The organism is Photorhabdus machadonis (assembly GCF_052657765.1).
On record NZ_CP199761.1, the window covers coordinates 3,313,192 to 3,332,182 of the forward strand.

At 42.8% G+C, this 18,991-nt stretch carries 14 protein-coding genes; 6 read left to right on the forward strand and 8 right to left on the reverse strand.

Features of this window, described 5'->3' with window-relative positions; genetic code table 11:
• Positions 1 to 96 precede the first annotated feature (96 nt).
• Positions 97 to 2,232: a YccS family putative transporter gene (gene yccS / locus ACUN2T_RS15630; RefSeq protein ID WP_445493932.1), complete on the forward strand. Its 2,136-nt coding sequence runs from the start codon at positions 97 to 99 to the stop codon at positions 2,230 to 2,232.
• Positions 2,233 to 2,295: 63 nt separating this feature from the next.
• Here yccS and ACUN2T_RS15635 read toward each other — a convergent pair whose 3' ends face one another.
• Positions 2,296 to 2,898 carry a TfoX/Sxy family DNA transformation protein gene (locus ACUN2T_RS15635; RefSeq protein WP_046976577.1) on the reverse strand — a complete coding sequence of 201 codons (603 nt, stop codon included), beginning with the start codon at positions 2,896 to 2,898 and terminating at the stop codon, positions 2,296 to 2,298.
• A 247-nt stretch (positions 2,899 to 3,145) separates the two neighbouring features.
• Between ACUN2T_RS15635 and sulA the strand changes: the two genes are divergently transcribed.
• On the forward strand, positions 3,146 to 3,670 hold the full coding sequence (sulA, locus tag ACUN2T_RS15640) for an SOS-induced cell division inhibitor SulA (protein ID WP_445493934.1): 525 nt from the start codon (positions 3,146 to 3,148) through the stop codon (positions 3,668 to 3,670).
• Positions 3,671 to 4,221: 551 nt separating this feature from the next.
• Entirely contained in the window at positions 4,222 to 5,325 is a 1,104-nt protein-coding gene (gene ompA, locus ACUN2T_RS15645; RefSeq protein WP_445493935.1) for a porin OmpA, read from the forward strand.
• A 138-nt stretch (positions 5,326 to 5,463) separates the two neighbouring features.
• Here ompA and matP read toward each other — a convergent pair whose 3' ends face one another.
• Positions 5,464 to 5,919: a macrodomain Ter protein MatP gene (gene matP, locus ACUN2T_RS15650; protein WP_445493936.1), complete on the reverse strand. Its 456-nt coding sequence runs from the start codon at positions 5,917 to 5,919 to the stop codon at positions 5,464 to 5,466.
• A gap of 208 nt (positions 5,920 to 6,127) precedes the next feature.
• Between matP and ACUN2T_RS15655 the strand changes: the two genes are divergently transcribed.
• Together ACUN2T_RS15655 and fabA are read left to right on the forward strand one after the other, a co-directional pair.
• The gene (locus ACUN2T_RS15655) at positions 6,128 to 7,858 is read left to right on the forward strand and encodes an AAA family ATPase (protein ID WP_445493937.1); all 1,731 of its coding nucleotides are present in this window, start codon (positions 6,128 to 6,130) and stop codon (positions 7,856 to 7,858) included.
• 83 nt (positions 7,859 to 7,941) lie between these two features.
• Positions 7,942 to 8,460 (forward strand): bifunctional 3-hydroxydecanoyl-ACP dehydratase/trans-2-decenoyl-ACP isomerase, encoded by a 519-nt coding sequence (fabA, locus tag ACUN2T_RS15660; RefSeq protein WP_445493938.1) that lies wholly within the window; start codon positions 7,942 to 7,944, stop codon positions 8,458 to 8,460.
• Between the two features lie 1,278 nt (positions 8,461 to 9,738).
• Here the strand turns inward: fabA and rmf are convergent.
• The 6 genes from rmf to rlmKL all read right to left on the reverse strand — a co-directional run bounded on the left by rmf (position 9,739) and on the right by rlmKL (position 17,755).
• Positions 9,739 to 9,906, reverse strand: a complete 168-nt coding sequence (gene rmf, locus ACUN2T_RS15665; RefSeq protein ID WP_021324913.1) for a ribosome modulation factor — start codon at positions 9,904 to 9,906, stop codon at positions 9,739 to 9,741.
• A gap of 249 nt (positions 9,907 to 10,155) precedes the next feature.
• The gene (pqiC, locus tag ACUN2T_RS15670; RefSeq protein WP_445493939.1) at positions 10,156 to 10,719 is read right to left on the reverse strand and encodes a membrane integrity-associated transporter subunit PqiC; all 564 of its coding nucleotides are present in this window, start codon (positions 10,717 to 10,719) and stop codon (positions 10,156 to 10,158) included.
• Complete coding sequence (pqiB, locus tag ACUN2T_RS15675; RefSeq protein ID WP_445493940.1) at positions 10,716 to 12,365, reverse strand: intermembrane transport protein PqiB; 1,650 nt, start codon at positions 12,363 to 12,365, stop codon at positions 10,716 to 10,718. Before pqiB ends, pqiC begins: the two co-directional genes overlap by 4 nt.
• Positions 12,366 to 12,385: 20 nt before the next feature.
• Positions 12,386 to 13,606, reverse strand: coding sequence for a membrane integrity-associated transporter subunit PqiA (pqiA, locus tag ACUN2T_RS15680; RefSeq protein ID WP_445497891.1), 1,221 nt, complete (start codon positions 13,604 to 13,606; stop codon positions 12,386 to 12,388).
• A 115-nt stretch (positions 13,607 to 13,721) separates the two neighbouring features.
• Positions 13,722 to 15,632 carry an ABC transporter ATP-binding protein gene (locus tag ACUN2T_RS15685; RefSeq protein ID WP_445493941.1) on the reverse strand — a complete coding sequence of 637 codons (1,911 nt, stop codon included), beginning with the start codon at positions 15,630 to 15,632 and terminating at the stop codon, positions 13,722 to 13,724.
• Between the two features lie 5 nt (positions 15,633 to 15,637).
• The gene (gene rlmKL / locus ACUN2T_RS15690; protein WP_445493942.1) at positions 15,638 to 17,755 is read right to left on the reverse strand and encodes a bifunctional 23S rRNA (guanine(2069)-N(7))-methyltransferase RlmK/23S rRNA (guanine(2445)-N(2))-methyltransferase RlmL; all 2,118 of its coding nucleotides are present in this window, start codon (positions 17,753 to 17,755) and stop codon (positions 15,638 to 15,640) included.
• A 100-nt stretch (positions 17,756 to 17,855) separates the two neighbouring features.
• Between rlmKL and ACUN2T_RS15695 the strand changes: the two genes are divergently transcribed.
• Positions 17,856 to 18,974: a YcbX family protein gene (locus tag ACUN2T_RS15695; protein ID WP_445493943.1), complete on the forward strand. Its 1,119-nt coding sequence runs from the start codon at positions 17,856 to 17,858 to the stop codon at positions 18,972 to 18,974.
• Positions 18,975 to 18,991 lie beyond the last annotated feature (17 nt).

Here is an 18,991-nt window from a genome sequence, read left to right on the forward strand (position 1 = left end):
ATAGTTGAACTCTGTCCTATAAAGGTTTTTTATCACTAATAAACCTTTTATCATAATGGTTATTTATGACCGTTATCATTACCTCAGAGGTATTTTGTGCTAACTGTTTCCCCCGGTCCGCGCCGTTTTCTTTATAACAGTCATCTTCTCTATTATATCCGCATCCTGATCGCCCTGACTGGAACAACGTTAGTGCCTTGGTTTCTGGAAAAAGAACCTAAAATAACCATACCATTGACCTTGGGCGTTGTTGCCGCAGCACTGGCTGATCTTGATGATCGTCTGATTGGCCGTTTACGCAATCTGGTGATCACGCTGATTTCTTTCTTTGTCGCTTCCGCCTCTATTGAGTTACTGTTCCCTTATCCTTGGCTTTTCACCATCGGGCTGGCGTTATCCACTTGTAGCTTTATCTTACTGGGCGCCCTTGGGCAGCGCTATGCAACTATTGCATTTGGCGCATTGCTGATTGCGATTTATACCATGCTGGGCGCGTCTATTTTCCCACTATGGTATCAGCAGCCGCTATTACTGCTGACAGGGGCAATCTGGTATAACCTGCTCACCCTCACCGGTCATTTATTATTCCCTATCCGGCCGTTACAGGACAATCTGGCGCGTTGTTATCAGCAACTTTCAGCTTACCTTGATGCTAAAGCTAGCCTGTTTGATCCTGATATGGAAGAAGGATACCAGCAATCTGTCGTTAATGTGGCAATGGCAAACGGTGATTTAGTGAACACACTGAATCAAGCCAAAGCCTCCCTGCTAACCCGTCTGAAAGGCGATCGCGGCCAGCGGGAAACTCGCCAAACTCTGCATTATTACTTTATTGCACAAGATATTCATGAACGGGCCAGTTCATCTCATGTGCAATACCAAAGCCTACGGAATATTTTCCGCTATAGCGATGTTCTGTTCCGGTTTCAACGTCTTCTCACCATGCAAGCCCGTGCTTGTGAACAAGTTGCTCAGTCGATACTTTGGCATAAGCAATATCGGCACAATCCGCGCATTGAACGGGCATTTAACTATCTGGAAAGTTCCCTGCAACAACTCAACAAACAACAGAAACATAATCGTAAAATGACTGCATTATATAACCTGCTGAAAAACCTGCGGGCGATTGATGCGCAATTATCAAGCATCAGTTCTGGTCAGTACAATCCTGCCAAAGAAAGAAAAGATGAGACCCAACTATCTGATGAACATTTAACTGGCTGGCGCGATATCCGTCTAAGGATCAGCCGTCATCTGACGCCACAATCAGCTTTATTCCGCCATGCAATCCGTATGTCTGTTCTGTTGTGCAGTGGCTACGCCATGATCCAATTGCTGGATTTGCAACGCGGGTACTGGATTTTACTCACCAGTCTGTTCGTTTGCCAACCCAACTACAGCGCTACCCGCCGCCGTTTGGCACTGAGAATAATCGGCACTGTTGCCGGTGTATTAATCGGCTTACCAATCCTCTATTTTGTGCCATCTATTGAGGGGCAATTGGTACTGATTGTTATCTCTGGGGTGCTATTCTTCGCCTTCCGTAATATCCAATATGCACACGCGACCCTGTTTATCACACTACTGGTATTACTATGCTTCAATTTACTGGGTGAAGGCTTTGAAGTCGCCTTACCAAGGATTGTTGACACATTAATTGGCTGTGGTATCGCTTGGCTGGCAGTAAATTTCATTTGGCCAGACTGGAAATTTCGCCCGCTGCCACAAGTGATAAGCCGGACGATGGACACCAATTGCCGCTACCTTGATGCCATTTTAGTTCAATATTGTCAGGGAAAAGATAATGGCTTGAACTACCGAATTGCCCGCCGGGATGCTCACAATAGTGACGCAGAGCTGGCATCAGTTATTTCAAACATGTCTGCCGAACCGAAAAGTTACCAAACTTCCCAAGAAGAAGCATTCCGGCTACTGTGCCTAAATCACACCATGCTGAGTTATATCTCTGCACTGGGAGCGCATCGGGATAAATTGGATAACAGAGTTATTCTGGATATTCTTAATGATGCTATTTGTTATGTCGATGCAGCATTAAAACCGGTATTAATAAATAGTGATAGAATTGAGCAAATATCTGTCAACATAACGACAAGAATTGAGCAAATCCCGGCGGAAAGAGACAGTAAAGAACAGTTGGTATTGCAACAAACAGGTTTATTAATAGGATTGTTGCCTGAAATTGTCGATCTGATTAAACAAATTAATCAATAATAGCCAGGTTGATATACTGGGGCAGTGAACTGCCCCTTTTATTTAGCTGTTCACGATAAAGATCTAACAAGCCAATTCCTTATGCCAGCGTAATAAATCATTACGAATCTGTACCGGTAAAACGGCTGAATGGCATCCTTCAATTGCACCAGCCAGAGCAAGTAACAAACTAACATTAGATTTTCTTTTATATTGATGCAGTTTTAAATAACTGGCTTTCGCGCCTAACAGCCGTAAATCTTCAACTTTACATATTCCGACTTTCCATAACTGACGCTCAAGAGACATTCCAAGATTAGGCAAATCTTTCAGGCGTGTTGGCATCTTCTTTTTACCCGTCATTTCAATTAATGAGTAGTGATAAGCCAAATACGCATATTGAGATAATAACTCTTGATCTTGCCAAAGTGATTCAACAACCTGGTAATAACGCAAAGTTACCGGCACTCCCTTTTTCGAGTAAATATAGTTTTTCATCCCTCTGGCTTTAAATAATACTTCAGCATGGCCATTTCCCCGTAAATATAATTCGCCATCAGCAATAATAGCGAACATAATCCCGTCAGCCAACAGGCTGTAACCGCCGAACTGTGGCTTCCTTGTCAATCTTCCAAATGAAGAAAAACCATTTTTGAGTTGAGTAAAACGCACTTCAGACAACAACATACAGATCACTCCATGAGTTTTGTGCAAATAAATCTTTTATCCATAGATTTGTCCCAATTATTAGAAAAATAAATAACAGGAACAAGCAATTGAAAACATACGCAATTCAATTTTCCCTGCCAATGGTTAAATGAGTTTCAAGCCATTTATCGTAAATATTTGCGAAGCTCTTTGAAAAAATAGACTTGATCTTAGCCTGACATGAAGATACTGTATATTAATACAGTTACTTGTGGTGGGGTTCATTATGGGCATTCAATCATCCTGGGTTTACCTTCCTAAACATCAGCTAACAGAAAAGCGACTATCACCCTCTTCACCTGCGCAAGATAATTCAGCCGGACGTGGTGGTATCGTGAGTGAATTGATTTATAGTGATAACCAAGCCGTCATTAATCATATATTGCTACCTTTGTTACGCCAGTCAGGAAATGAAGCCCGCTGGTTACTATGGGTTAGCCCACATAAAAAACTGAGCCGCCAATGGCTAATTCGATCAGGATTACCCCTAGATAAGATTGTGCAATTAAATCGCATCAACTCCATTACAACGGTAGATGCAATGGAAAGAGCATTAGCAAGTGGTAATTACAGCGTGGTACTTGGCTGGCTGCCAACGTTATTAGCAAGAGATACGGTAAGATTACAGTCTGCGGCACAAAAAGGTAATGCATTGGCCTTTATTATGCGCCCACAAAATGTAAATAAAGGAGTCCATGGCACTGAATCGCAATCAAATTTACTAAAAATTCATTCCATTTACTACCATTAACCAAAATTCAGAATTATTTCAATATTCATGACATAAAATAACCAACTCAGGTTCAAAATCACTAATCACAAATAAAATCAATTAATTAAGATAGGATTAGTTGTAAAGAATAGTAAAGTTTTTTTAAAATCATACATTATCTTTTAAATTTTTTGCTCTATTAATCAAGGGCCACTTGTAACTTTTTAACTTCGTTGTAGACTTTACACCATTAAAGGTTACTGCCCTTAGTCCCTTATGTATTGTTTGGTCCATTGATTTGATGAAAGTGCAGTATTCCTAACTGAGTTTTTTAATCAATATGGCTAATAACCTATCTCAGTAGATATAATTTAGTGTAAGCCATTCTTATGGATAAATAGTGAACATGGATAGCGTACAAAATTCAAAACGTACATGCAGTAACAGTGCATGAAGAATTTGAACCCTGTTCAGTGATCGCTTTTATTACTAAAGAATGGCGAATGCAATAACCTAATGGGATAGGCAGTAAGTAAAAAGGCTCCTGAAGCCAATTGCCTATTGGGTGATGATAATAACGAGGCGTTAAAATGAAAAAGACAGCTATCGCGGTAGCAGTGGCAGTGGCCGCTTTCACAACTGCAACGCAAGCAGCTCCAAAAGACAATACGTGGTATACCGGTGGTAAATTGGGTTGGTCTCAATACCATGACGTAAACTTCTACGGTAACGGTTATACCAATGAAATCGGTAATGGTCCTACTCACAAAAACCAACTGGGTGCTGGCGCTTTCTTAGGCTACCAAGCTAACCCATATTTTGGTTTTGAAATAGGTTATGACTGGTTAGGCCGTATGCCTTATAAAGGTAACGTCAACACCGGTGCCTTCAAAGCTCATGGTTTCCAACTGGCGACTAAATTGAGTTATCCAATTATGGATGATCTGGACATCTATACTCGTCTGGGTGGTATGGTTTGGCGCGCAGATTCTAAAGCGAATTACGGCGCCACCAACACTCATCTGAAAAATCATGATACCGGTGTTTCCCCACTGGCCGCTATTGGCGTTGAGTATGCTCTGACTAAAGATTGGGCTACCCGCCTGGATTACCAATGGGTTAACAATATCGGCGACGCAGGTTCAGTCGGTGCGCGTCCTGATAACGGCCTGTTGAGCGTAGGCGTTTCTTATCGCTTCGGTCAAGATGAAGCAGCCGTTCCTGTTGTTACCCCAGCTCCCGTTGTCGCTCCAACACCAACCCCAGCGCCAGTTGTTGAGAACAAACGTTTTACTCTGCGTTCTGACGTTTTATTCGCATTCGCCAGCGCGGAGCTGAAAGCAGAAGGCAAGCGTACTCTGGAGCAACTGTATACTGAATTGGCAAACATCGACCCAACTCAGGGTAAGGTGCTGGTTCTGGGTTACACTGACCGTATCGGTAAAAACGAATACAACCAGCCATTGTCTCAAAAACGCGCTCAAAGCGTAGTTGACTATCTGGTAGCTAAAGGTATCCCTGCCGGTAGCATCAGCGCAGAAGGCCGTGGTAAAACAAATCCAGTAACCGGTTCTACTTGCGACAAAATCAAAAAGCCGAACCTAATCAACTGCCTGGCTCCAGATCGTCGTGTAGAGATCGAAATCCAGGGCATTAAAGAAGTTGTTACTCAAGCGCAAAAAGCCGCTCATTAATCGCCTTTATTGATTACATGAGTCATTAAAAGCGCAGAAAGCCCCATTCTCAAATGGGGTTTTCTTTTAGCTATCGATTGAAATCTTATCTCAATTTGCTAAGAATCTCGTTGTAATACCAACCCATAACAACTGAGATTACTCGTTCTTACCCAGAATAGCTTCCAAGTCATGCTTCAAACTGGACATTTGGTTAGCATATTTCTCTTTACGTTCAGCATCTTCAATTAACTGTATGATTGTTTCGGACAGCGTGTTACCCCGCCTCTGAGAAAGTGCAGATAAACGATGCCATACGGGAAAATCTAAATCGATAGATTTCTTGCGTGTATGCTGATGCTCCGCATTAAAATGCCGTTTACGCCGGGCACGGATAGTTTGTTTCATTCGGTTGAATAAATCAGGATTCATATGCTGCTCAATCCATTTAAGTACCCTTAGAGGGTCACTCTCAAGTTTGATGAGTTTATCAACCGCTGCATGAGCTGCGCTGTTTTCTATATATTTAGTAATTGGCTCACCTTCCTGATGTTTTCTGATCAGATAAGCCCATTTCCAGCCACATTCCAGATTTTCCAGTTGTTGATATTTCATCTTACTTTCCCGGTGACAGCGTAACGTAAAAATAAGCATAGCAACTATTTAAGTAAATTGCTTATAACCAAACTGTTTAATGCCTATTTTTCACTCAAAATAATGCTTTACATAAAGCGTCTGAAATAGCAAACATTCAAGCATGTTGGTTTATATCTTAATCTTGTATAATCGGCGCTTTCCTACTTTACAATATATAGCGATCACTTTGACCAATAACAAACTAGACTGGCAGGCATTACTGCCGAATTGCGCACCCTATGAAGCGCTTTTTCATTCTGCTTCCCAACAGACGCCTGCCGGTATGGAAGCCGTTCAATCACGGCTGCATAGTGGTTTGCAGCTTTTCTGCCGGATGGATTCCCGCCAGCCTTTTATGCTGTTGAAAGCCGAAGAATGTGATACTTATTTGTCTGCATTGGCTGAATCTATCCATCCATTACTCCCTAAAGAAATTCCCCAAATTGGTGGCGACTATCAGATAGAGCAACAAAAAATCAGTTGGCAACCCTCAACAGAAGGCCATTTCACACCTGAGTTGCAAGTAGCCTATCGTGAATGGATAGAAGCAGAGCAATTATTTGGCTGCGTCCATTCTCACCACGGAGAAATTCATCTACAACCCGGTCTGGTCCATCAGGTAAATGGCAGCGTACTTATCCTGCCATTACGTACCCTGTTATCTCAGCCATTAATGTGGGTTCGCCTGAAACAGATGATTATTCAGCAACGTTTTGAATGGTTATCTCAGGATAATAATAAACCTTTGCCATTACCAATCCCCTCCATGCCATTAAATCTGCGTTTGATTCTGGTTGGGGATCGTCTGAGCCTTGAAGAGTTTCAGGTTATAGAGCCTGAGTTAGCGAAAAATGTGCTATATGGTGAATTTGAGCTGGATATGCCACTGCATAATGAGCAAGATTTAAGTCTGTGGTGCAGTTATATCAATGGGCTTATTCAGCAGTGGCAATTGCCACCATTGAGCGATAATGCCTGGCCTGAGTTTATCCAACAAGCAATCCGCTATGCAGAAGATCAACACAGCTTGCCTTTGGATATTCTCTGGCTGCAACGGCAACTGACCGCTGCGTCACTCTATCAGCAAGAAAATCAAATTACAGCGCTATCAATTAAACAAGCAGAAGAAAATCGTCGCTGGCGCCACAACTATCTGCCCAAACGTGGTTTAGACGATATTCATCAAGGTCAGATTCTTATCCGCACCCAAGGCATGGTCATCGGTCAGATTAACGGATTATCTGTACTGGAATATCCCGGCCACCCAGATCCCGTCGGCGAACCATCCCGTATTACTTGTGTGGCTCATATGGGAGATGGGGAATTTATTGATGTCGAACGTAAAGTCGAGTTAGGCGGTAATATCCATGCGAAAGGTATGATGATTATGCAAGCCTTTCTGATTTCCGAGCTAAAGCTGGATCAACCACAACCTTTCTCTGCCTCTATTGTATTTGAACAGTCCTATGGTGAAGTTGATGGCGACAGCGCTTCACTTGCTGAATTATGTGCACTGGTAAGTGCGCTTTCCCAGCACCCCATCGATCAACAATTGGCAGTCACAGGCGCAGTGGATCAATTTGGTTATGTTCAACCCATTGGTGGGATTAACGAAAAAATAGAAGGTTTTTTTGACGTATGCCACCGCAGAGGGCTCACCGGCCAGCAAGGCGTTATCCTGCCAACAGCAAATATCCGCCATTTATGTCTTAATCAAGCTGTTGTAGACGCGGTAAAAGAACAAAAATTTCATTTATGGTCAGTAGAGCATGTTTCTGAAGCACTACCTTTATTAACAGGTGTCCCTTATTATGATCAACAAGAAGAACACTTGTTAGCTATGATACAGGAACGTATAACCCAAGCGAATAATCAGGAACGACCTAAATTTCCGTGGTTTCTTCGTTGGTTAGGTTAATTCAGAATGTCTGATCGGAGTTGTTCAGCGTACAAGTGTACACTATTATTTACCCTACATTAAATATAAGGCTATTTTAGAATATGGTTGATAAACGCAAATCCTATACAAAAGAAGATCTTATGGCATCTGGGCAAGGTGAATTGTTCGGAGAAAATGGGCCACCATTACCATCAGGCAATATGCTGATGATGGACCGCATCGTAGAGATGACAGAAAACGGCGGCACCTACGGTAAAGGCTATGCAGAAGCTGAACTGGACATCAATCCTGATTTGTGGTTTTTTGACTGCCACTTTACTAACGATCCGGTAATGCCAGGCTGTCTTGGCCTCGATGCGATGTGGCAATTAGTGGGATTCTTCCTTGGCTGGGTAGGTGGCGAAGGCAAAGGCCGTGCGCTTGGTGTTGGCGAAGTTAAATTTACTGGTCAGGTATTACCAACAGCGAAAAAAATCACTTACCGCATTAATTTCAAACGTGTTATTAACCGTAAATTGATTATGGGTCTGGCTGATGGTGAAGTACTGGTAGATGGCAAAATTATCTATACTGCAACAGATCTGAAAGTAGGGCTGTTTAAAGATACCAGCACTTTCTGACACACTAATCCGTGAAATATCAAAAAGAAAGGTGACTGGCTAATTGCTTTTCACCTTTTTATTAAAAGCGAAACATCAAGTAACACCGTGTCTATATCTGGAGCGACGCTCCCCAGCCTGTCGAGGGTTTACGGCAGCTTTTGCTAACATCTTCTTCCCGAAAAGACCATGCCAATGGCACCTCAAAATCTGGGGTTTGATACCCAATAACGGCAATAGAACGTAAAAATCAAATTAAGCTCTGAATTTTGACCTGCCTACACATACTTCGACATAAAACCAGACCTGATCAATCTGCATCATGGGCACTTATTCTCTTTGGCTGATTAGTATGCAATTGGCAAATTGTGCTATGCTCAAATTGACTTGGCATATCAGATAAGCTCACAAGAGCATACTGATAACAGGCATAAACATTAATAAAATTTATTATTTATAATTATTATTAACAAACACAACCAAGGGTGATTTATATGAACATCAGAAAGATAGTGCTCATAATCGTAGCGTTGACTCTTACACCAACTGCTATAGCAAAAAATCTAGATAGGATTGACGGTACCGTCGAAATGCTAAAAGCACCTAACACTAATGGAGATTGCTATGGAAAAATAGCGACACCCACTCACGCACAAGGATTTAGGTGGGTATGTACTATTAATGGTGGGTCAACGTTATTATCATTGCTTCAAACCGCCTATACAAGCCATGAAATTGTAACCATATCAATCGCTGGGATTGAGGAATATAGCCGTCTCTTTTGGGTTGAATTACATCATAAATGTTTATCAAACCCAGCTTACTGCAATTATTGAATTACTTCATCCCTCGCATTAGTAGGTAGATTATTTAATGGCCGCAACATCAACCATGTTGAACAGGTTAAATAGGATATATCACCTGGCGGCCATTGATTCACATTTTATCAAATTCGCAAATAAAATCTCAAAGGAGCACAACAACATGAAAAAATTGGAATCCTGACATTACTGATACTTACCGATTTATTACACATTGTGCATCAAGACCTTTATCGTACAATGTCTTAAAATAGATATTATTAGTGCCGGGATAAACTTATTTTATGCGATATGACCATTTTTACTTTAATCACCGCAAAGGAAAATCTAAGCAGAAAGAATATCAGCAAGACTTAATCTGACAGATATCTGTATTAATCAGTCACTGTCAGATCAAATTTAGGTTAATATACATTTATAAAAAGTAGAGATTTTGCTCACTTAATTATTACTTAATTTATGGCCTTAGCTTGCCAGACTAAGCCATTGTCACCCTGTCTTCCATAGCCTGACGCCACCCTCCTAACCAATGAGAACGGGCATCTAATGAACAATAGGGGCAATGCTCCCTTGGACGTCCTAAAATGCCAGCCTGATACCCTTTCGACAACGCACGTGCTAAACGATCTCGTTTCTGTCTCTTCATGCCTTATTTACCTCATAAGCTCTATCAGTAGAAAGAAAACAGTGGTCGTCATTTATCCAACCACAATTTAGAAATACCCCTATAAGTTTTGAAAATCAAGTCAAGAAATTCATATTAATGTAATATTTGTTATATCCGTACAAAGGAATCGATAACAGACTAATAATAAAGGGGAATTTTTATCTTGCTGATAATAGTATTTATCTTCTCCGGGCGCAAAAGGCTTCAACACCCGGAGAATGACAGAGGTTAAGATTGGGAGATGAGTTGATTGGCAATAGCCTGCGCTAATTGGCTCCACCCTTTTGCTAATGTGCGAACTAAATCATCGTAACCATCTTCTGCCTGTTTTAGTTCCAGATTAAAAGGCTGTTTAACAACGCTTCCCTGACGGATTAATGTCCAGTCACCTTGCAGAATCACCTTACCATCATAACGACCATGAAAACGGGTCACTGTCACATTCAACGTATCCGGCTTATTAACCAATGGTTGGGCAGAAACCAAACGTCGAGGCAACGCCACGGTTAATTCAGCTACCAGCACTTGTTGTAATTGCTGTTCCAATGGACTTGCCCATAAATGATTCACTGCACTAATATAACTGACATCACTGCTTTGATATACCACACCGGAGGATGATAGATAATCGGATAGCGTAACCCGTTGTACCCATAACTGAAGATCATGCTGCACAGCAACACTCTTTTGTGGTGTTACTTCTACTACCGGCAATTGGTAATACGTTTTTTCCGGCTGACTGCTACAAGCAGAAATAAGAATCACTAAGATTAACGCCAATATTCTCATCATTCTTTAGCCTTCCTCGGTTCTGGATCTTCAATTGGTTTAGCCTCAAAAACTAATGCATTACTCTTATTATTCAGTGTTTTCAGCACGGGACGCAGCTCACTCAATACTTGATCCATTCTCTGCATATTATCCAACATCTTGTTATAAGCCGGTGAGCCAGGCTGGAAACCTTGCATACTGCGGTTAAACTCCTGCAATGTTTTCTGTATATCTTTCGGCAGCTCTTTCGTTTCAGGATTTGCCAACACCTTATTCAATTCATCAAGGGTCTGCTGTGCTTTTCTGATCGCTTTTTGACTCTCTTCCAGAGTACGGATAGCCTGATTAAACATTGGCTCAACCGGCATATTATTAATTTTGTCCAGCGCTGAAATAACTTTATGCTGAATTTGAGCAAGGCCACCACTGATTGTCGGCAATAACGGGTAACCTGCAATTTCATACGGGCCGCTCCACCCTTTTTCATTCGGGTAGAAATCCAAATCAATAAACAGAGCGCCAGTCAGCAAGTTACCTGATTTGAGAGAAGCGCGCAGACCACGTTTAGTGATGCTATTCAGCTCTTTCTCAACATCAAACCCTTCCCCCAACTCTTTCTCAAAACGCCCTGGTTCAATAGAGATAAGTACCGGAATACGGAAATCGTTATCCATACGCTGTATCATCCCTTCCGAATAGAACGGTACCTTTGCCACCGTCCCCAGACGGATCCCACGAAACTCCACTGGTGCCCCCGGCTGCAACCCACGGACTGAATCAGAAAAGAGCAACAGATAATCTTTATGTTCGGTATATAAAGAATCCTGAATACTTTTTTTATTATCAAAGAGTTTGTACGTGGTTTTTGCTTTAACCGGCCCCCCCAGCTCCCAACCTTTAGGTACATCAAAGCTGACACCACCACCAAACAGAGTTGATAGCGAAGCCATGTCAACACGCACCCCCTGGGAAGACAGATCAACCGTAATACCACTTTCTTTCCAAAAACGGACATTGGTTGTCAGCAAACCGTCATAAGGTGCATTAATAAACAACTGGTATCGCATCAGATGGGATTTTGGTTCAAACTCGCTGATTTCAACAGAACCAACCCGATAGCCCCGAAACAGAACTGGATCGCCCGGATTGAGCTGACCCGCTTTATCACTGATCAGTATTACACGGATACCTTTTGCGTCAGGTGAGGCCAATGGCGGTGAATCCAACAAATTAAATTCATCTTTTTCATCACCAAGTGTTCCCGGTTGAAGTTCGATAAAAGCCCCGGACAAAAGAGTACCAAGACCAGAGATGCCATCACGGCCAATCTGCGGTTTCACTACCCAAAAGGCACTATCACTGTGTAATAGGTTTTCCATACCATCATGCAGCCGGGCCTTGACAATAACCTGGCTAAGATTATCACTCAGCATGACCCTCTCAACCACGCCAACATCCACGCTGCGACTCTTAATTTTAGTTTTACCCGCTTCAATTCCTTCTGCATTAGACGTAATCAACGTCACTTCCGGCCCTTGGTGACTGAAATGGTAAAATAATATCCAGGCACCAATAAGTACCGTCACAATCGGTACAATCCAGACTGGCGACCAACTTTTAATTTTATCGATTCTGGCCTGACTCTGGTCTTCAACTTTATCCGTCACTTTGACACTCCTTCATTGCCTTATAACGAATGTTTAACGTTGGCTCTATCCCAAATTAAACGAGGATCAAATGTAATTGCCGCAAACATAGTCAAGATTACAACTAAAGCAAAAATAACCGCCCCCATAGCAGGGTAGACACTCATTAATTTCCCCATACGCACCAGTGATGACAATACTGCAATAACAAAGACATCAATCATTGACCAACGGCCAACAAATTCCACAATTTCATAAATAAAATGCATCTGTGCGGAATCCCGTTTACCATGACCTTTGGCATCCCAACACAGCCAGCCAATTGCCAGCATTTTCAGTGATGGCACCATAATACTAGCGATAAAAATGATTAAGGCTACCGGATATGAACCTACACTCCACAGTAATATCACCCCAGCAATAATCGTGGAATCACTCTGACTACCGAGCGATTCTGTCACCATCATTGGCATGACATTAGCAGGAATATAAAGCATTAAAGCCGTAACCAGCAGCGCCATTGTCCATTGCAGACTGTTACGGCGACGGGCATGTCCACGGGTATGACAACGTGAGCATACCAACTGCTCCGACGGTAAAATAGCCGTACAACACTGACATAACCGGACGCCCTGCACCAAACCCGATTTCCCAGCCTGTAACGGGACATCTACTTTAGGCGCGGGCACAATTTGGTTCCATAGCCAGTGGCGATCCAGACACTGAAATGCCCTCACCTGAAGAAGACAAAACAGACAATATGGCAGAAAACTTAAACCTAACCCAATATCACCATAAGCCATTAATTTGACGAAGCTGACTAATACCCCTGCCAGAAAGATTTCAACCATGCACCAATTTTTCATCTGAAATAGCGCCCGGGCCAGCCAAACTTTTATCTTCTGGGAAATAACCACGCCCTGGCACAACAGGATAACCGCTACCATACAAAACGCAGGCACCAGCTGAACACAGAGCAGAAAAAATGTTCCCATACTGGCGTAATCTTCATTGAACAGCACTTGTGGGATTTGAGATAAGGTAATTTCGCTGCCAATTCCTGCCACATTCATGCGAACAAACGGAAATAAGCAAGCAATCAACAGCATAAATAATGCACTGATTGCATAACCCGTTGGTTGATGTTTAGGTTCCTTCCACCATGTGACTAACGTTGTTTTACAACGAGGACAAGCTGCCTTCGTTCCCTGAACCCATTCTGGTAATGCCACCAGCAAATCACATTGAGGGCACAGTACCATGTCATGGTGATGGCTATTGGAACACAAGATTTTTCTCCTGTAAGGAAATCGGGAATATCCGCAGAACCATACTTAAAGTGATACTACGGTATGATTCTGCTAAGTATGATGATTATTAACCGTTTTTCAATGTTTCCAATTCCTGCCAGCGATCAAAAACAGCTTCTAATGTTTGCTCTTTTTCAGACAGTTCTGTCAATATTTTTTCGGTCACTGCATGAGATTGATTAAAAAACTCCGTATCACTCACTTGAGATTGTAATTGGTCAATCTCTTCTTCCAGTTTCTCCAGCAATGACGGTAATTGATCTAATTCACGCAATAAATGGTAACTCATTTTGTTACCAAGACGTTTTGACGACTCTTTAATCTTCTTCGCTTTAACTTCAGCCTGAAGTTTTTTCTCACTTTGCTGGCACAGTGATACCGTCTGCTCGCGCTGTTGTTGAGCATCGTAATAACCACCAACATAGTTTTTGATCACTCCATTACCTTCAAAAATCCAGCATTCAGTGACTGAGTTATCAACAAATTGACGATCATGGCTGACCAGCAATACTGTACCTTTATAACTGTCTACCAGCTCTTCCAGCAATTCCAGTGTTTCCACATCCAAATCGTTGGTGGGTTCATCAAGTACCAGCAGATTACTGGGTTTCAGGAACAGACGCGCCAGTAACAGCCGGTTCCTTTCACCACCGGAAAGCGCTTTAACCGGCGTCATCGCCCGTTTAGGATGAAACAAAAAATCCTGCAAATAACCCAGAACATGGCGAGAACGGCCATTAACCATCACTTCCTGCTTACCTTCAGCCAAGTTGTCCATTACCGTTTTTTCAGGATCAAGTGCTGTACGATGCTGATCAAAATAAGCAACCTCCAGCTTAGTACCACAATGAACACGGCCGCTATTGGGTTGCAAATCGCCCTGCATCAATTTCAGTAAGGTTGTTTTACCGCAGCCATTTGGCCCCACCAGTGCAATTTTATCCCCTCGCTGAATCTGAGCACTGAAATGACTGACCAGTTTCCTGTCACCAATCTGATAATTAACATTTTCCAGTTCAAATATAATCTTACCGGAACGGCTGGCTTCTTCCATCTGTACTTTGGCTGTTCCCATCACCTCACGACGTTGTGAACGCTCAACACGTAATGCTTTCAACGCCCTGACACGCCCTTCATTGCGGGTACGGCGCGCTTTAATCCCCTGGCGAATCCACACTTCTTCCTGCGCCAATCTGCGATCAAATTCGGCGTTCTGCATTTCTTCCACACGCAACGCTTCTTCTTTGCCTTCAAGAAACTTGTCGTAATTACCCGGCCATGAAATCAATTTACCGCGATCCAAATCGACAATACGGGTTGCCATATTGCGAATAAACGAACGATCATGGGAGATAAAAACAATACTGCCTTGAAAATCTCTCAGGAAATTTTCCAGCCATTCAATGGTATCAATATCCAGATGGTTGGTTGGTTCATCAAGAAACAAGACTTTTGGTGAACTGACCAACGCCCTTCCCAATGCAGCCTTACGCAACCAGCCACCAGAAAGAGCAGAAAGTTTCTCTTCGGCAGGTAAAGAGAGCTGTTTCAACACGTCATTAATACGACTATCCAGTGACCATAATCCACGGATATCCAGCACTTCTTGCAATTCCGCCAAACGGTTGAGGTTCTTCTCACTGGGATCATGCTCCACCAAACAGGAAACCTGATGGAAAGATTTAATGTATTCCGCCTGTTCCTGAACACCTTCGGCAACAAAATCAAAAACAGTCCCTTCCACATCACGGGGAGGATCCTGCTGTAACCGGGAAACAATCAGATCTTGTTCATAAATAACCTGGCCGTCATCCAGCGGTTGTTCTTTCGCTAATACCCGCAACAAAGTCGATTTTCCGGCACCGTTACGGCCAACCAGACAAACCCTTTCATTTTCTTCTATATGCAATTCTGCATTATCAAGTAACGGCGCATCACTGAATGACAACCCTGCACCGGATAAATTGATTAATGACATAGTAATTATTTTTCCTCACCAGCATGACGTAATAGCCAGCAGTTATGAATCTGACGGTTACGGGCAAAATCCTGCGACTGGGTTTTGCTGGTGATCTCTTCTGCCACCAAGCCCATTTTTTCCAGCTCAGAAAAATCCATTTTAAAACCGCGTTTATTGTTGGAGAACATCAGAGTTCCACCACGACGCAACAGACGCTTAAGCTGTTTCATCAGCATGATATGGTCGCGTTGTACATCAAATGTATCTTCCATCCGTTTAGAATTGGAGAAAGTTGGCGGATCGATAAAAATCAGATCAAATTGTTCACAAGTCTGTGCCAGCCAAGCGAGACAATCAGCCTGAATCAAACGGTGTTGGCGTCCGGTCAACCCATTGGCCTGTAAGTTCCGTTCAGCCCACTCAAGATAAGTACGAGACATATCTACTGTCGTCGTTGAACGCGCGCCTCTCAGCCCGGTATGTACCGTCGCTGATCCGGTATAGGCAAATAGATTCAGAAAATCTTTTCCTTCACTCATTTCACCCAGCATTTTCCGGGCAATGCGATGATCAAGGAACAGGCCGGTGTCCAGATAATCAGCCAGGTTGACCCAAAATTTTGCACCATATTCATTTACCAGAAAGAATTCTTGTTTCTCTGCTATTTTCTCATACTGGCTTTTGCCTTTCTGGCGCTGACGAGTTTTAAGCACTAACTGATTTGATGAAAGCCCAAGAACCTGCATTGTTGCACTGATAACATCGAATAAACGCTGACGTGCTTTATTGGCATCAACACTTTTCGGTGGAGCATACTCTTGGATCACCACTTTATCCGCGTAACGATCGACAGCAACGTTATATTCCGGTAAATCGGCATCATACAGACGATAGCAATCAATGCCTTCCTGTTTCGCCCATTTAGTGAATTTCTTTTCATTTTTGCGAAGACGGTTGGCATAATCTTCCGCCATATCCATCGCTGATGAGTGAGGTTTATCTGACAGCTGATAGTTTTTCTGTACGCAATCCAGTGGGCCATTTTTGGCTTTAAATTCACGTTCAGCTCGCAATTGCAGGCAGCTCAACAATTCAGGCGACGCACTGAATAGAGAGAGGTGCCAACCAGGGAAGCGGCTTTTCATCACCCGACCAAACAAACTGTACAGTGCAACCAATGCTGGCTCACTTTCCAGGCGCTCACCATAGGGTGGATTACTCAACACTGTTCCCACCGGCCCTTCCGGTAACGGGTTTTCCAAACGGCTTACATCACCTTGCTGGAAAGTTATCAACGGTGCAACGCCTGCTCTCCGGGCATTTGACCGTGCCATATCCAGCACTCTGCGATCAATATCAGAGCCAACAAAACGGGTATTTGTCTCTTGAAGGCCTTTACGGAAACGGATCTGTGCTTCCGCAGTGACTTCACGCCAAATTTCTTCATCATGTTTCAACCAAGCAGTAAAACCCCAATAATCACGATGCAACCCCGGTGCCCGATCAGTCGCCATCATTGCCGCTTCAATCAATAACGTACCTGAACCACACATAGGATCGACCATCGGAGTATCAGCCTGCCAACCTGAACGCAGAATAATCGCAGCCGCCAGATTTTCTTTCAGTGGGGCCTGACCGGCAAGATCGCGGTAACCGCGGATATGCAGACCTTCACCACTCAAATCCAGCGCAACACTGGCTTTTTCTTTACTCAGGAAAACATTAATACGGATATCCGGCTGCTGCTTTGCCACATTTGGACGCTGATCCAGCTTACGGATAAAGCTATCAACAATGGCGTCTTTAACTCTGAGCGCACCATATTGGGTATTCCGTATCTCTTCATTTGTGCCACTGAAATGCACAGAGAAAGTGCTGTCTACAGAGAAAACCTGGCTCCAATCAATAGACTGAACCCCAAGATAAAGATCTAAATCGCTGTAAACATTAAATTCGTTTAGCGGTAATAAAATACGTGACGCCAGCCTGCTCCATATCAGACTTTGATACATCACTCTGTCATCACCTTGAAAATGAACTCCGCCTTGCACAATTTTGCATGATTGCGCACCCAACATTTCCAGTTCGTTCTTTAAAAGCTCTTCTAATCCGCGCGCCGTACTGGCAAACAAAGAGTTCATATTGCATATCACCAAAAAGAAAATTGTGACGCATTATAGCTAATCCGGGTGACATGTCATAAAGTTGCGCGTGTAAAAAATGTTTCATGGAGATTAATGGATGATAACTCTGTCTCGCCTGTACACCCACCCGGTAAAGTCTATGCGTGGTTTGCAACTTTCCCATGCATTAGTCAGTGAAAGCGGCCTTATATTTGACCGCAATTTTATGATCACTACGACAAACGGAACTTTTATTACCGCACGTAAGTATCCTCAGATGCTGTTATTCACCCCTGCTATGTTAAATAATGGCCTTTATCTGCGTTCGCCTAACGGCGAGAACGCCTCTGTACTTTACAGTGATTTCCTGGCTGAACAGCAACCCACTGAGGTATGGGGTAATCATTTCACCGCTCTCATTGCGCCAGAAACAGTTAATCAGTGGTTAAGCGGTTTTTTCGACATTCCAGTACAATTGCGTTGGTTAAGCCATGAATTAACCCGTAGGGTAAAAAAACATCCTGACATTCCATTATCATTTGCAGATGGTTATCCATTTTTACTTATTAATGAAGCTTCATTTCATTTATTGCAACAACGTTGCCCAGCCAGTATTAGATTAGAACAATTTCGCCCAAATATCGTTATTACCGGTGCAGAAGCATTTGCCGAAGACAGTTGGCAATCAATCCAAATTGGGGATGTTATCTTTGATTTACCCAAACCATGCAGCCGCTGTATTCTGACAACCGTTAGCATTGACAAAGGAATTAAAAATCCAAACGGAGAACCATTAGCAACATTACAATCATTCCGTACAGCAGAAAATGGTGATGTCGATTTTGGTCAGAATTTAATTGCCCGCTCTAGCGGTATTATTCGGATGGGGGACAATGTCACAATATTAGCTAAAAAAGATCCCCGTCAATATAGTCGCGGAGAAAAAGCTGAAGATATTGATGCGCCAAAAACAAATGAACAATCTGTCACTATTGAATATAACGGGCAAACTTTTACAGGTAACAATCAACAAATCATTTTAGAGCAACTGGAACAACAAGGAATAAGAGTCCCCTATTCATGTCGAGCGGGCCTGTGTGGATGCTGTAAAATTTCTTTAGTAAAGGGAGAGGTTTCCCCATTAAAAGCCACAGCAATTAAAAATGATGGCTATATCCTGGCGTGCTGTTGTATTCCAAAGAATGATCTCATTCTTGAAAGTAACCGCGGAAAATAGATCTTAATCCCAAATCA